Consider the following 14390-nt stretch of genomic DNA (forward strand, 5'->3'; position numbering starts at 1 on the left):
CAGTTAATCACCGCTTACCGGTAGTATTGATTTTTTGATATCCATTCCGAGGTTTCCAGGAAAACTGCATAGTCATTCCTGCAATATCAATTACATCCCCATCTGATAGCGACCATGCCCCCACCTTCAGCGGTGCACCGTTGACACGCGTGTAGGTATTTCCCTCAACGTGCGTTAGCTCATAACCGTGCGCTCTACGCGCCACAATGGCAACTTGAACACCAGGACGGCCAATTGTCGTCAGTACTTTCACCAACGCCAGTTTCTTGCCAGCACCGGGGCCGTCAATCACGGTAACGATCGCATCAGGACGCAGCGACGGAAACATCTTCAGATGGTGGTCCTCGCTGATATCCTCAACCGCGTCGACGAGATACACCAGTTTGTACTTCGCCATCTGTATGACGTCGTTGTGCTGTAAAAAATGTTTTGTAACGGCATGCCCGTTGACTTGCGTGCCGTTAGTGCTGCTCAGGTCTTCCAAAAACGAATCATTATAGATAGTGATGATGACAGCATGTTCACCGCTAACAGCGGGGCTGTCGATCACCAGGTCATTGTGAGGGCGCCGACCGATGGTAGTGCGCTCCTTATGGAGGACCATTTCCTGAACGACATTGTCCCCTTCGGTTAATACAATCTTCGCCATTCCTATCTCTCTCGTTTTATGTGGACAACTGGAGAAATATTATTTTAAATACATTTTCTCAGGATTGATATCAATTTCTACTCGTTTTTCCCTGTTGAGAAAATTAAAAACGTTGATGCTACAAGTGCAATTATGAGCGCTCGGGTCCCAGCGCTTTGTGAGTGAATCACAATGGGTATCCATAGGTGTTAATGACTCGGCTTTAATTGCTCTGCGGCACTGCATTGGGAGTCATTCTGGGCATCATTATTAACAACTTTTATTAACACTACAGAAATATTATCTTGCCCACCGCCTTCATTAGCGGCTTTTATCAGGAGTTCACATGCTGCTTTCGAATCATCGCTTGTGGCGTTGATAATGTTTTTAATTTGCAGTGGTGAAAGGCGGTCTGATAAGCCGTCAGAACACAACAAAAAAAGATCGCCGACCTCCACCGCTTGCTCTTGCACGTCGACTACCAGTTGATGCTCTACACCTACTGCGCGCGTAATCACATTACGATTCATGGCGAATGCTGCTTGTTCTTGCGTTAAAAGCCCTGCAGAAATTTGCTCTTGTACCAGAGAATGATCTCGCGTTAATTGCGCCAACTCGCCATTGCGCAACACATAGGCGCGTGAATCACCAACATGTGCAATGCTTACGCAATCACCCTGAAACCACGCCAGCACCACCGTCGTCCCCATTCCGCGATATTCAGGATGTTGGCGGGCAGTCTCGATAATTGTGCTGTTGGCCTTTCGAACAGCCTGAATTAAACACAGACGCCTAACCGCTGGTTGATCATCTGGATGACTATATTGGTTTTCACGTTGATGCCGCTCTACCGCATGCTGAATTGTCACCGTGGCGATGCCACTTGCCACTTCGCCCGCGTTATAGCCGCCCATCCCATCCGCCAAAATAGCCAGTTGCAAAACCTCGCTTATCGCAATAGCATCCTCATTTTCTGGTCGCACCATGCCAACATCGGTCTTGGCAAAAAAATCAAATCGTAAAGGAATGGACATTTTCAGTAGCGATCAAAAGAGTATAGATATCAGGCAAATGCTGATCTAAATGTATTTTCGTTGGTTAATAGAACGACAGCAACATAAAAAAAGGCGAAAAACTAGATATTTCTTGATGACGTACATGGTTGTTTGGCGAAGCCGTTCAAACACCTTAACTCCCAAGAGAAATCTTAACTTATCTATTGTGTAGTGAATCATCGCAGTCCATGTAGATAACGAAATCGTCTGGCATCTCATCCATCCAAAGTCCTCGAAGGCCCACTCTGAAAAAGCCTCGTAGCCATGTCATTGCTGAGGGAAGCAACATAAAACTTGCGATTTTCGGTAGCGTAGAAAATAGCCGACATAACAAAATCAGCACTAGACGGTTAACGACTGACCACAAAAAAGGAGCCGAAGCTCCTTTTTATTCATTCAATTACAATCAGGCAAGTAGCCGGATTACAACATCGCCATCAACAAACGCGCCATCTCAGACGGATTCTTAGTGGTTTTGATACCGCAAGCTTCCATGATGTCGAGTTTTGCTTGTGCTGTATCAGCACCGCCAGAAATCAACGCACCGGCATGACCCATACGTTTGCCCGGAGGCGCTGTAACGCCAGCGATAAAGTTAACGACCGGCTTTTTCATGTTGTCTTTGATCCAGTAAGCTGCATTAGCCTCATCAGGACCGCCGATTTCACCGATCATGATGACCGCATCGGTATCAGGATCGTCATTGAACATCTTCATGATATCGATATGTTTCAGGCCGTTGATTGGATCGCCGCCGATACCAACTGCCGATGATTGACCCAGACCCAGCGCGGTCAACTGACCGACTGCTTCATACGTCAATGTACCCGAACGCGATACCACACCGATACGGCCTCGCTTGTGAATATGGCCTGGCATGATACCAATTTTGATTTCGTCCGGCGTGATCAGACCTGGGCAATTTGGTCCTAGAAGCAAAGTCTTGCTACCGGATTTAGCCATACGGTCTTTCAATGCCAGCATATCGCGGACAGGAATACCTTCCGTGATACAGATCGCCAGATCCAGTTCTGCTTCAACCGCTTCCCAAATCGCTGCTGCCGCGCCTGCTGGCGGCACATAAATCACTGAAACGTTAGCGCCGGTAGCGGCCTTGGCTTCTGCGACGTTAGCGAAAATAGGAATGCCTTCGAAATCTTCACCGGCTCTTTTAGGGTTCACGCCAGCGACAAAAGCTTCTTTGCCATTTGCATAATCACGGCAACCGCGCGTGTGGTATTGACCGGTTTTGCCAGTGATACCTTGGGTGACGACTTTTGTATCTTTGTTAATCAGGATCGACATGTTTGTTCCTTGCCTTATTTTTGAGCGTGAATCAATTCGTCAACGTAAGTGCAAATTGATCGTCGCTAAATTCTCAGATCGCTAAAACCAATGCGATTATTGACCGTTAGCTGCAGCAACAACTTTCTGCGCCGCTTCTTCCATGCTGTCGGCAGCAATGATAGGCAAGCCCGATTCCGCCAGCAATTTTTTGCCGATTTCTTCGTTGGTACCCTTCATGCGCACGACAAGTGGCACGCTCAATGAAACCGCCTTCGATGCAGCGATCACGCCTTCAGCGATCACGTCACAACGCATGATACCGCCGAAAATATTGACCAGAATTGCCTTCAAACTTGGATTCTTCAGCATGATCTTAAATGCTTCAGTCACTTTTTCTGCTGTAGCACCACCGCCTACATCAAGGAAGTTCGCTGGCTCGCCGCCGAACAATTTGATCGTGTCCATCGTGGCCATCGCCAGACCAGCGCCATTTACCAGGCAACCGATGTTACCGTCGAGTGAGATGTATGCCAGATCAAATTTCGATGCTTCGACTTCTGCTGGGTCTTCTTCGTCCAGATCGCGATAAGCAACGATTTCAGGTTGGCGATACAAAGCGTTAGGATCAAAGTTAAACTTCGCGTCCAAAGCAATAATTTTGCCAGAGCCAGTGACGATCAGCGGGTTGATTTCGGCCAATGAGCAATCGGTATCCCAATAAGCTTTGTATAGACCTTGCAGTTGTACCCGAGCGTCAGCAATAGAACCCGCTGGTACGCCGATTTTTGCGGAAATACTGTCCGCTTCTGCGTCAGTGAGTCCTGTCGATGGATCAATGACGACCTGATGAATTTTTTCCGGATGACTTTCAGCAACTTCTTCAATGTCCATGCCGCCTTCGCTCGATGCCATCAGCACCACGCGTTGACTAACACGGTCAGTTACCATACTGACGTATAGTTCTTGCTTGATGTCTGCGCCCTCTTCGATCAACAAACGACGCACTTTTTGACCTTCTGGGCCAGTTTGATGCGTGATCAGCTGCATGCCCAGGATTTCATTAGCGTATTCGCGAACTTGTTCAAGCGATTTAGCCACTTTCACGCCGCCGCCTTTACCGCGACCACCTGCATGAATTTGTGCCTTCACGACCCATACCGAACCGCCGAGAGTTTCAGCAGCTTTAACTGCCTCATCGACGCTCAGGCACGGAATACCGCGCGGTGTTGTTACCCCAAATTTACGGAGAATTTCTTTGCCCTGATACTCATGGATTTTCATGCGAGCTTCCCTTCTGACGCTGATTTAAATTAACTTGCTGGTTGGACTAGATAAATGCACTAAGAATTAAATTACAACAAAATCATTAACGACACTAACGGGGTTCGGACTGTATGTCCGGGGGCTTACTAACTGGCATGTTGGATTGTGTCTCAGGAATTTCTGGCCGCGCGGACGCCCACTTTGGATAAAATTGCGCGACAACCGCTCCATCCCTCCGCAGCGCGTAGCAACTTCCTACCTGAAATGGTTTTTTGTCTCCTGTACTCAACCGTGTAGGTGCCGTGCTGCCAACACTCGTTTCACCAGAAAACGCTTGAAGCGCAACAGTCGGCAATATTTGAGCAAGCTCAGTCAGATGAGTGCAAGCCAGCGCACCACCGACACGCTCTTTCAACGTATAGCGAAATCCTTTTAACAGATTCAGGCCAACTAATTGATTGTAGGCAGGGGAGACGGTATTGCAATGTCCGGGATAAGGCATGGCCTCAGAATGCACCGCGACCTCGGTAATGGTGTAGAGATTGTCTAGCGTTAAACGCAGCCATAAATCGTGCACAGCCTCGCCGGCTGGCAAAATTCCGTGCGGCAACTCAAGATCACTGGCTTTAATATCGGTAATGTGCGCGTCCAACTCCCATAAGCCATCGTCACGAATAAACGCGTCGACTTGTATGGTGCGCGTATGTGTCAGCGCCCTGCGAGAAGTAGGAGGTAATAGGGACATTTTTTTGGTCTGCTTTGCTTATCGCTACTACAGTTTCTATAGTAGCTGCCGCTCCTGCGGTTTGCAAAAAACCACAAAAGTGTAGCACAGATGTAGTGAATAGGTGAGTTTGTGTGCGTTGCAACAATCTCACAGTATGACCTAGTTACGGTAAATTTGCATGGCCGCCCGCGTATGGGCGATTTAAGCTCTTTAAATCACGTATATGAAAGAATGTGCGAGGATGTACAGGCATGTACAAGGATTGTACGAGGATCGTCGAAAATCCACTCTATTAGACGCATCAGACGTCTTCGGCATCATAAGAACCAAATTAGGTTAAGGCCCAAATTAGGACCGAACCGGTGGCAATAATATGTTGATGTCCGCCCTAAACAATCCCAACTTCATCAGATTCAACGGGCTCGAACGCATCGTCATCACCAACGCTGTTAATCGCAGCTTGCACCGCCCGATGAGAAAATCCGCGCTGCAATAAAAACCGCATCTGTTTGCCGCGTTCGATAGCATTAAGCGGTTGACGCCCAAATTTCCTCACCCACACTTCGCGGGCGCGGGCAAATTCGCCTTCTGCAAGCTGTGATTTAACCGCACTAATCGCATCGGCGGCGATACCGTGACTTTTTAATTCCATCACGATGCGGCTATTGCCATAACGTCCAGAGCGCCGATTAATAAGAGATTCGGAGAAGCGTTCTTGAGATAAAAATTTAGACTCCTCAAGCCAATCGAGCAAAACCTCTATGTCATCGCCCTCTTCGACGTAACGCGATAACTTACGCTTTAACTCGATACGGCTATGCTCACGCATCGATAAGTAACGAAGCGCCCTGCCCTTCAGACTGACTGTTGGTTTTGCCATTACTGGATGCGGGTCAGGTAACACGGCCCGCCTTATTAAAAAATATTTCCCAAAAACAAAACGTTACAAAACGTTGGGTTCGCTTTTACGACAGCACATTAAGTTTGCAGCGTCGCAACCTTGTTTAAAACGCAATCTTAAAAGCACATAAGGAGTCAGGAGAAAGCTATAACCTCACTTAACACTCATCACACTTATCACACTTATTTTGCACTCATCAAGAACAAAATAAAAATCGGACGAGGAGCCATGCGCCACCCGACCGATTCACTTTTCTTTGATTACTCTACTTTTGCGGCTAACGCTGCAGCTTCTTTGGCTGCTGCTTTTTCAGCGGCTTTTGCTGCTTTCTCAGCGGCTTTGTCGGTTTCTGTCGACACTGCGCCCTCTAGTAATGGTACGCCTAGTGATGCACGTACTTTGTTTTCGATTTCACGTGCCAGTTCTGGGCGCTCTTTCAGGTAGTTACGGGCGTTGTCTTTACCTTGACCAATACGCTCGCCGTTATAACTGTACCAGGCACCTGATTTTTCAACGATTTTGGCATCCGATCCAAGATCCAGAATTTCGCCTTCACGCGAAGTACCTGTACCGTACAGAATGTCGAAATGCGCTTCCTTAAACGGTGGTGCGATTTTGTTCTTCACAACTTTTACGCGTGTTTCGTTACCGATCACTTCGTCGCCTGATTTAATTGAGCCAGTACGACGAATATCCAGGCGGACCGAAGCGTAAAACTTCAGTGCGTTACCGCCGGTTGTTGTTTCCGGATTACCAAACATGACACCAATCTTCATCCGAATCTGGTTAATAAAAATCACCAGTGTATTCGTGCGATTAATGCTGCCAGTCAATTTACGCAATGCTTGTGACATCAGACGCGCTTGCAAGCCCGGCAAGGAATCGCCCATGTCGCCTTCGATTTCGGCGCGTGGCGTCAATGCGGCAACGGAATCGATAACAATCAGATCTACACCGCCGGAACGGACCAGCGCATCGGTAATTTCAAGCGCCTGTTCACCAGTATCCGGTTGTGAAATCAGCAGGTCTGCCAGATTGATCCCAAGCTTTTGAGCGTAACCGACGTCAAGCGCATGTTCTGCATCAATAAACGCACAGGTGCCGCCCAGCTTTTGCATTTCAGCAATGGTTTGCAGGGTCAGCGTGGTTTTACCGGATGATTCAGGGCCATAGATTTCGACCACACGACCGCGCGGCAATCCGCCAACGCCTAGCGCAATATCAAGACCTAATGAACCAGTGGAAACGACCTGGACCTCTTCGACCACGGCACCATCTTCCATGCGCATGATCGAACCCTTGCCGAATTGCTTTTCGATTTGTGCCAATGCTGCGGCAAGTGCCTTGCTTTTATCAGGATTTGCTGCGGATTTTTTATCGTCCATGGATTTTCTTTCGGCAAAAGGGGTGTAAGACTGTATTAATAAACAGTACTGTATAAAAAAACAGTGCGAATTGCAAGCGTTGTAAACTTAAAGTTAGATAATGTTGCAAACCAGCTGCAACCACTTTCTTTACCCGCATTGTAAACCCGTGTGGAATTTTGGTTGAAATCTTGATGCAAGAGGATACAAACTAACCGTCCTAGCAACGGGCTTGCCAACCCTGCCGACGCAGACAGTACGCCAGTACCGGGGCTAGCAGCGGCAAGGAAAGCAAAACGCGGCCAGGAGAGCAAAACGCCGCTTAGGCGATTTGCGTAAGCCCTCTGGATTTATCGGTGAATCACTACCAATAGAGCTCTCGCCTCGGTTTTTCCTGTGTTACGTATCACATGATTTTTGTCGGCGGGGTAGCGTGCAGTGCCACCAATTTTCAGCTTTTTCTTCACGCCATCCACGACGACCTCGACACCACCATTCAACAACGTTAAATGCTCCATCGTGCCAGGATCGTGCGGTGTGGAAACTAATGCCCCTTCCGGTGCCAACGTCAATTCGTACCATTCATATTTGCCGGCCAATTCCATCGGCCCGAGAATGCGCAGGACGTAACCAGCGTGAAGACCAGGCAAAGTAGGCGTTTCGTGCGGTTCCATGATGTGAATAGCTTCCCGTTCCGACGTTTCGGTAGCGAGCAATTCTTCTATACCAATACCTAAAGCGTTGGCCAATCGCCATGTCACCGCTATGGTCGGATTCGCTTTTTCACGTTCAATTTGCGACAGCATGGATTTAGACACGCCGGCCGCACGCGACAAATCGTCAAGCGTCAGACCGCGCTTAAGCCGTAGCCGTTGAAGCGTCGCGCCGACTTCGGGTGGTGTGTTGTGAGCAATAGGTGAATGCATAAATTTACTTGCTATGTTTAATGGCAGTCGTTAATATCCACTATATTGAATATTTGTTCGATATAGTGGATTCATATCTTTATATTGAACTTCATAGTAACAGATGCAACAGTCGATAATAGATCAAATAGGTCCCAATACCCCACTAGGTGTTAAGCGTAGGCCGACGCCGTTTGCTAAAGCGTTCCGCTACCGGATTTTACAGCCACATTTATGGTTACAAAATTGACAAAAGACATAAGACTCAAAACGATAAATGGGGCCGTCATTTGGCCTTGGGCAACCGCTCACAATACGAAAATGCACACGATCGCCGTACAAGTTTTAAGATAGATAGTGAACATTAAAACCGTGGGTATTAAAACCGTCTGCATAAAAAACGACAAGGAATTGAAATGACGCCGACATCCTCAAAAGCAAGCTTCTTCGCCAGTCTCGACACCAACCTGAACGCTCTGCGCGAGCAAGGACTTTATAAGCCGGAACGCGTTATCAATTCGCGTCAGGGCGCCGAAGTTGTCTGTGACGACGGCCGCACTCTAATCAATCTTTGTGCGAACAATTATCTCGGCCTCTCCGGCGAAGAAAAATTGGTTCAGGCGTCGATTGATGCCACCAAGCAATATGGTTACGGTTTATCCTCGGTACGCTTTATTTGCGGCACGCAAACCGTGCACAAGCAATTGGAGCAAGCCTTGTCTAGATTCCTCGGGATGGAAGACACGATCTTGTACGCGGCGGCATTTGATGCCAACGGCGGCTTGTTCGAGCCATTATTTGACGAGCAAGACGCGATCATCTCCGACACACTGAATCACGCATCAATCATTGATGGCATTCGTCTGTGCAAGGCCGCGCGTTTTCGGTACACCCATAACGACATGACCGATCTCGAAATTCAGTTGCAGGCGGCTGGCGACAAGCGTCATAAGGTCATTGTCACTGACGGTGTATTTTCGATGGATGGCACGATTGCACAGCTCGACAAAATCTGCGATCTGGCTGACAAATACGGCGCACTGGTGATGATCGATGAATGCCACGCGTCGGGCTTCATGGGTTCGACCGGACGCGGTACGCACGAGCATCATCATGTGATGGGTCGGATAGATATCATCACCGGAACGCTCGGTAAAGCACTCGGCGGTGCAATGGGTGGTTTTACCGCTGCACGGCGTGAAGTGATTGAAACATTGCGGCAAAAATCTCGCCCCTATTTGTTTTCCAACACGTTGGCACCATCCATAGCAGGGACCTCGTTGACGGTATTAAATATGCTTTCAAACTCGACCGAGTTACGTGATCGTTTGCAGGCAAACACGGAGCATTTCCGGCGCGAAATCACTCAGTTGGGCTTCACCATCAAACCGGGTACGCATCCGATTGTGCCGGTGATGCTATTCGATGCGCCGATAGCCCAACAATTTGCGCAACGCTTGTATGCATTGGGCATTCTGGTTACCGGCTTTTTCTATCCGGTCGTACCAATGGGCCAGGCGCGGGTGCGCGTACAAATGTCGGCCGCCCACAGCACGCAACAACTCGATCTGGCATTAGCAGCATTTGCGCAAGTCGGCCATGAGCTCGGCCTCTTGAAACATTAAGACGGAAAACAAAATGGAAAAGATTCTGGTCATTGGTGCTAACGGTCAAATTGGCAGCGAGTTAGTGGATGCGCTCGTAGAAAAACATGGTGCCGCCAATATCATCGCGGCCGATATCAGCCCTTCCAGTTCGTATGGCGCGGCTTGCTACGAGCGTCTCGACGTACTCAATAGCAATCTGCTTGCAGAAGTAATCAACCGTTATGAGATTACACAGGTCTACCAATTGGCCGCGATGTTATCGGTCACCGGCGAGCAAGCACCGTTGAAAGCATGGACATTAAATATCAATGGCTTACTCAACATTTTAGAACTGGCGCGGGAACGCAATCAGGTCGGTAAACCTTTACGGATATTTTGGCCATCCTCAATCGCCGCATTTGGGCCAAATACGCCAGCCATCAATACGCCGCAAATGACGATCATGGACCCAACCACCATTTACGGCATCAGTAAACAAGCCGGTGAAAGACTGTGCGAGTACTATTTCAGCAAGTTCGATATTGATGTCCGCAGCATCCGCTATCCGGGTATCATCAGCTTCAAATCGCCTCCCGGCGGGGGCACGACTGACTATGCAATCGCTATTTTTCATGCTGCCAAACGTGCTGAACAATATCAATGTTTTCTTTATCCGGAAACCACCTTGCCGATGATTTATATGCCCGATGCCATTCGGGCTACTATCGAACTGATGGAGGCACCAGCAGCGCAAGTGCGGATACGGTCGGCCTATAATGTGGCTGGATTGAGCTTCAACCCAGCGCAGTTAGCGCAAGCCATCAGGCAACAGTTGCCGCAGTTCGAGATCGTTTATCAACCGGATGATCGACAAGATATCGCCGACAGTTGGCCGCAGAGTCTGGACGATACGCAAGCACGCACCGACTGGAACTGGCATGCCGAAATTGGTCTGGATCAAATGGTGCGGGATATGCTAGAAAATATTCACGCAAAATAGTGAATGATGCATTAACCGGGACGATGAAGCGAATTGATGAATGCGCCTTTCAGTAAGCCGCTACTTCGCTTTACCGACATCCGTCACTGTCTTTATCACTCTTCTAGCATTGACTCGGCACTCTTCAGGACTTTTGCACCATGTAGTGCGTTCACTGCCAACGCGTATCCATATCCAGCGGATAAATCGGGCGGCGTACATTCTTGATGGGAAATAACGCAAAATTCGAACTGGTCGGACCGCCAGTATCGGAGTCGCACTCCTCCAAGCCTTTACTAATCGGTCCGAATACCGGACGACAATACATACGCGATTTCAGCAACAAGAACGTTTTTTTAACTGGATCAAGGCCCATACTAGTAAAGACGCCAAGGTCGTAAGGTTCCACCCGCTCTTCGGTCACAACGATTTGTGCCACGCCAATATCGAACAGGACACTTTTCCCCATTTGTATGGTGGAACCAGTATAGATAGGACCGGTTACCGAAAATTGTCCATCCGTTATCGCTAACACTTGGCCAGTCAAGGTTAGCGGTGTTTTAGTAATGCCTTGTTTGGTGAGGGCGACCTTGTTGCCTAGCGTAACGGTGACGGTCGCGCCGATACCCGCAGCGACCAATTTTGAGACCGCTTCTGGATCACTGATTGGTCCGACACCGATGTCTGTAAGACCTTCGGCCATGGCGACTTCAAGCACATCGAGCGTGTTGCACGTGCCGCCAGACATGACATTATCGCTATGATCAAGCAATAACACTGGTCCGGCACCGTCACCTGCGGCCATCTCTTTTGCGTTCGCCAGCGACTGCTTTAAGGGCTTGCTGTCATACACAAAACCATCACGCTCGCACCACATCGAACGGGCAATTTTTTCTGCTACCTGATTGGCAAGAACCACATCGTTTTCGGTCACCACTACTACCGACATCCCTGCATCGCGGAAATCCGACAACGGAAAACCGGCGAAGATCGATACCGCCAAGACACCCGTTTCAGATTCCGCAGCGATCGCGGCTTGCACTGCACGCTGCATCGCGCTGGTCGATGTGTCGCTAGTCAGTGAGGCCGACAGCAATGGCAACTGACACCACCCGACTACCGGATGACTTTTTTGTTGCAACATATCAACCAGCAAACGACCGGCATGCTCGCCAGCTTCGTACATGTCGATGTGTGGATAGGTCTTGAAGCTGACAATAATATCCGCGTTATCTATTATTTTTTGTGTAATGTTGCCATGCAGATCAAGGGCGACGCACAGAGGGGTATCAGGCGCTATCTCGCGTATTTTTTGGAGTAGCGAACCTTCACCATCTTCAGCGTTTTCCGCTACCATCGCGCCGTGAAGATCCAGCATGATCGCATCGCAACCCACGCTGATGGCCCGCAAGATAGCGTCATTCATCAGCGTGTAAGCATCTGCAGCGACGGCCGCGCTTGGATTGGCCATGGCCGCGATTGGTGTCACTATCGTAGCGCCCAACCCGTCCGCAATATCCAGAAATGCACCCATGGCGGTACGTGCCCCTTTCTGATCACGATAGGCCGCCTCATCCCATTGCGGCGCGAAAGCATCCAGCGGCGTAGTGATAGGAGAAAACGTATTCGTCTCGTGATTCAGTCGCGCGACAACGATTTTCAATAGCATTTTCTTATTCCTCAAAAATTCATTACCAGATTAATTCAGCCTATTCTTAATTAATCAGCGATACGAATTGCGCTGTTTAATATGGCGTGCAGCAAGACGTTCGCACCCGCTTTCAGATGTTCTGATTTAGCATCCTCGATTTCATTGTGGCTGACGCCATCTTTGCACGGCACAAAAATCATTCCGGACGACGCAACGCGAGCAGTATAAATCGCATTGTGACCGGCACCGAATACCACGTCCATCTTCGCGTATCCAAGAAAATCCTCAGCGAAGCCGATAAAAAATAATGGCATGAGATTACTCATGCCATTATTTTGCGTAATTATTTTTTCGCATTCCAGATTACTTCATTTTCTGAAATGCAAACTTGACACCCCAACTAGCGGTATTCGGCCGAGGTTGCATGACTGCTATCGGCGACATGAAAAAACGTAGTGCTGACTGCAGCAATCGCTGCAACGACTTCCTACGCGATACCGAGAACGACTTGTGCAACTGGTTTGCCGAGCGTGGCATTAAAAACGTCGGCATAACTTGGTGCAAACCCAGTTCTTATTTTTGGCTCAATCCAAGGTTTTTAAAATACCGGATAGTTTGCCGATCAGTTCATCGATATGCGTTTTTTCGAATACTAACGGTGGCGATAACGCGATGATGTCGCCTGTGGTGCGAATTAGAATGCCATCATCAAACGCCTGTTTGAAAGCATCAAAAGCGCGCGCGCCGGGCTTGCCCACAATCGAGGTGAGTTCGATCCCTGCGATCAAACCAATGGTTCGGATGTCAACAACGTGCGGAAGGCCTTTCAACGAATGCACTGCATCTTCCCAATAGCTGGCGATGCTCTTTGCGTGATCCAGAATGCCATCGTTTTCAAAGATATCCAAAGACGCCAGTCCGGCGGCACAGGCCAGCGGATGACCAGAATAGGTGTAACCATGGAACAGTTCGATTCCAGTCGGGCCGTCCATGAACGCATCGTAAATATGTTGCTTTACAAATACTGCGCCCATCGGTACCACGCCATTGGTCAAACCTTTTGCTGTCGTCACCAGATCCGGTTCAACGCCAAAGTAATCAAACGCAAATGGCGTCGTTAGACGACCAAAACCAGTGATCACCTCATCAAATATAAGCAGGATGCCGTGCTTGGTACATATTTCACGCAAGCGTTTCAGATAGCCTTTTGGCGGGACCAAAATGCCGGTTGATCCAGCCACCGGCTCAACAATAACGGCGGCGATATTTGAGGCGTCATGCAAAGCCACAATGCGTTCAAGATCGTCCGCCAGATGACCGCCCCATTCCGGCTCTCCTTTGGTGTAAGCATTTTGTTCAAGATTATGAGTGTGCGGCATATGGTCGACACCCACTAACAGCGACCCGAAGGATTTGCGATTACCTGAAATGCCGCCGACCGAGATACCACCGAAGCCAACGCCGTGATAGCCACGCTCGCGGCCGATCAAGCGAGTGCGCGTACCGTCACCACGCGCACGGTGATAGGCAATTGCCATTTTCAACGCAGTATCAACCGATTCGGAGCCGGAATTGGTGAAGAACACTTTGCTGTAGCGGTTATTAGTGTATTGCTTCAAACGGTCGGCCAACTCAAAAGCGGACGGATGCCCCATCTGAAATGTAGGCCCAAAGTCCAGTTTGGCAACCATGTCCTGTACCGCTTTGACAATTTTTGGCTGCGCGTGTCCCAGCGGGACACACCACAAACCGGCAGTGCCGTCCAAAATCTTGCGCCCTTTCACATCTTTATAGTACACACCGGATGCCGATTCCAGCAGGCGTGGCGCTTCTTTAAAGTCGCGATTTGCAGTGAAAGGCATCCAGAAAGCAGACATATCAGCATGGCTGGTGTTAGTTGTCATTGCGCGTACCTTAGGTAGGATTGTTAATCATTCATATTAATAACTGATTATTACGGGACACGCCCAGTATTGTTAGATACACTTTTGCTTTAGTTGAAAAACTGTATTGCTCGGACAAAGTGTTTTTAGGTTGCTTTTTT

The 14390-nt window shown here is 48.9% G+C and carries 12 protein-coding genes and 1 pseudogene; 2 read left to right on the top strand and 11 right to left on the bottom strand.

What is annotated here, in order from left to right; genetic code table 11:
* Positions 1-7: 7 nt before the first annotated feature.
* From ACXX82_RS08130 to ACXX82_RS08165, 8 genes are all read right to left on the bottom strand, one after another.
* A complete protein-coding gene (locus tag ACXX82_RS08130) occupies positions 8-649 on the bottom strand; it encodes an FHA domain-containing protein (protein ID WP_322233499.1) in 642 nt (213 codons plus the stop codon).
* A gap of 188 nt (positions 650-837) precedes the next feature.
* Positions 838-1662: a Stp1/IreP family PP2C-type Ser/Thr phosphatase gene (locus ACXX82_RS08135; protein WP_322233501.1), complete on the bottom strand. Its 825-nt coding sequence runs from the start codon at positions 1660-1662 to the stop codon at positions 838-840.
* Positions 1663-2106: 444 nt separating this feature from the next.
* Positions 2107-2988, bottom strand: coding sequence for a succinate--CoA ligase subunit alpha (gene sucD, locus ACXX82_RS08140; protein WP_205323055.1), 882 nt, complete (start codon positions 2986-2988; stop codon positions 2107-2109).
* 96 nt (positions 2989-3084) lie between these two features.
* On the bottom strand, positions 3085-4275 hold the full coding sequence (sucC, locus tag ACXX82_RS08145; protein ID WP_322240246.1) for an ADP-forming succinate--CoA ligase subunit beta: 1191 nt from the start codon (positions 4273-4275) through the stop codon (positions 3085-3087).
* A gap of 70 nt (positions 4276-4345) precedes the next feature.
* Entirely contained in the window at positions 4346-4978 is a 633-nt protein-coding gene (locus ACXX82_RS08150; protein WP_322233505.1) for a DUF2889 domain-containing protein, read from the bottom strand.
* A 370-nt stretch (positions 4979-5348) separates the two neighbouring features.
* Positions 5349-5840, bottom strand: coding sequence for a recombination regulator RecX (recX, locus tag ACXX82_RS08155; protein WP_458562736.1), 492 nt, complete (start codon positions 5838-5840; stop codon positions 5349-5351).
* A 281-nt stretch (positions 5841-6121) separates the two neighbouring features.
* Positions 6122-7246 carry a recombinase RecA gene (gene recA / locus ACXX82_RS08160; protein ID WP_322233509.1) on the bottom strand — a complete coding sequence of 375 codons (1125 nt, stop codon included), beginning with the start codon at positions 7244-7246 and terminating at the stop codon, positions 6122-6124.
* A 329-nt stretch (positions 7247-7575) separates the two neighbouring features.
* The gene (locus tag ACXX82_RS08165; protein WP_322233511.1) at positions 7576-8151 is read right to left on the bottom strand and encodes a helix-turn-helix domain-containing protein; all 576 of its coding nucleotides are present in this window, start codon (positions 8149-8151) and stop codon (positions 7576-7578) included.
* 395 nt (positions 8152-8546) lie between these two features.
* Between ACXX82_RS08165 and kbl the strand changes: the two genes are divergently transcribed.
* Positions 8547-9755 carry a glycine C-acetyltransferase gene (gene kbl / locus ACXX82_RS08170; RefSeq protein ID WP_322233513.1) on the top strand — a complete coding sequence of 403 codons (1209 nt, stop codon included), beginning with the start codon at positions 8547-8549 and terminating at the stop codon, positions 9753-9755.
* A 13-nt stretch (positions 9756-9768) separates the two neighbouring features.
* Positions 9769-10716 carry an NAD-dependent epimerase/dehydratase family protein gene (locus ACXX82_RS08175; protein WP_322233515.1) on the top strand — a complete coding sequence of 316 codons (948 nt, stop codon included), beginning with the start codon at positions 9769-9771 and terminating at the stop codon, positions 10714-10716.
* Positions 10717-10867: 151 nt separating this feature from the next.
* Here ACXX82_RS08175 and ACXX82_RS08180 read toward each other — a convergent pair whose 3' ends face one another.
* The 3 genes and pseudogenes from ACXX82_RS08180 to aptA form a co-directional block, all read right to left on the bottom strand.
* A complete protein-coding gene (locus ACXX82_RS08180; protein ID WP_322233517.1) occupies positions 10868-12364 on the bottom strand; it encodes a M81 family metallopeptidase in 1497 nt (498 codons plus the stop codon).
* 50 nt (positions 12365-12414) lie between these two features.
* Positions 12415-12624, bottom strand: a pseudogene (locus ACXX82_RS08185) (Zn-dependent hydrolase); the annotation flags it as partial.
* A gap of 306 nt (positions 12625-12930) precedes the next feature.
* A complete protein-coding gene (gene aptA / locus ACXX82_RS08190) occupies positions 12931-14250 on the bottom strand; it encodes an omega-aminotransferase AptA (protein ID WP_458562737.1) in 1320 nt (439 codons plus the stop codon).
* Positions 14251-14390: the final 140 nt, after the last annotated feature.

This window comes from Glaciimonas sp. GNP009 (genome assembly GCF_054343755.1).

Excerpts from the sequence above, each read along its gene's own strand:
- recA (WP_322233509.1), bottom strand. The coding sequence starts at position 7,246 with ATGGACGATAAAAAATCCGCAGCAAATCCTGATAAAAGCAAGGCACTT.
- sucD (WP_205323055.1), bottom strand. The coding sequence starts at position 2,988 with ATGTCGATCCTGATTAACAAAGATACAAAAGTCGTCACCCAAGGTATC.
- aptA (WP_458562737.1), bottom strand. The coding sequence starts at position 14,250 with ATGACAACTAACACCAGCCATGCTGATATGTCTGCTTTCTGGATGCCT.
- ACXX82_RS08180 (WP_322233517.1), bottom strand. The coding sequence starts at position 12,364 with ATGCTATTGAAAATCGTTGTCGCGCGACTGAATCACGAGACGAATACG.
- recX (WP_458562736.1), bottom strand. The coding sequence starts at position 5,840 with ATGGCAAAACCAACAGTCAGTCTGAAGGGCAGGGCGCTTCGTTACTTA.
- kbl (WP_322233513.1), top strand. The coding sequence starts at position 8,547 with ATGACGCCGACATCCTCAAAAGCAAGCTTCTTCGCCAGTCTCGACACC.
- ACXX82_RS08130 (WP_322233499.1), bottom strand. The coding sequence starts at position 649 with ATGGCGAAGATTGTATTAACCGAAGGGGACAATGTCGTTCAGGAAATG.
- ACXX82_RS08165 (WP_322233511.1), bottom strand. The coding sequence starts at position 8,151 with ATGCATTCACCTATTGCTCACAACACACCACCCGAAGTCGGCGCGACG.
- ACXX82_RS08135 (WP_322233501.1), bottom strand. The coding sequence starts at position 1,662 with ATGTCCATTCCTTTACGATTTGATTTTTTTGCCAAGACCGATGTTGGC.
- ACXX82_RS08175 (WP_322233515.1), top strand. The coding sequence starts at position 9,769 with ATGGAAAAGATTCTGGTCATTGGTGCTAACGGTCAAATTGGCAGCGAG.
- ACXX82_RS08150 (WP_322233505.1), bottom strand. The coding sequence starts at position 4,978 with ATGTCCCTATTACCTCCTACTTCTCGCAGGGCGCTGACACATACGCGC.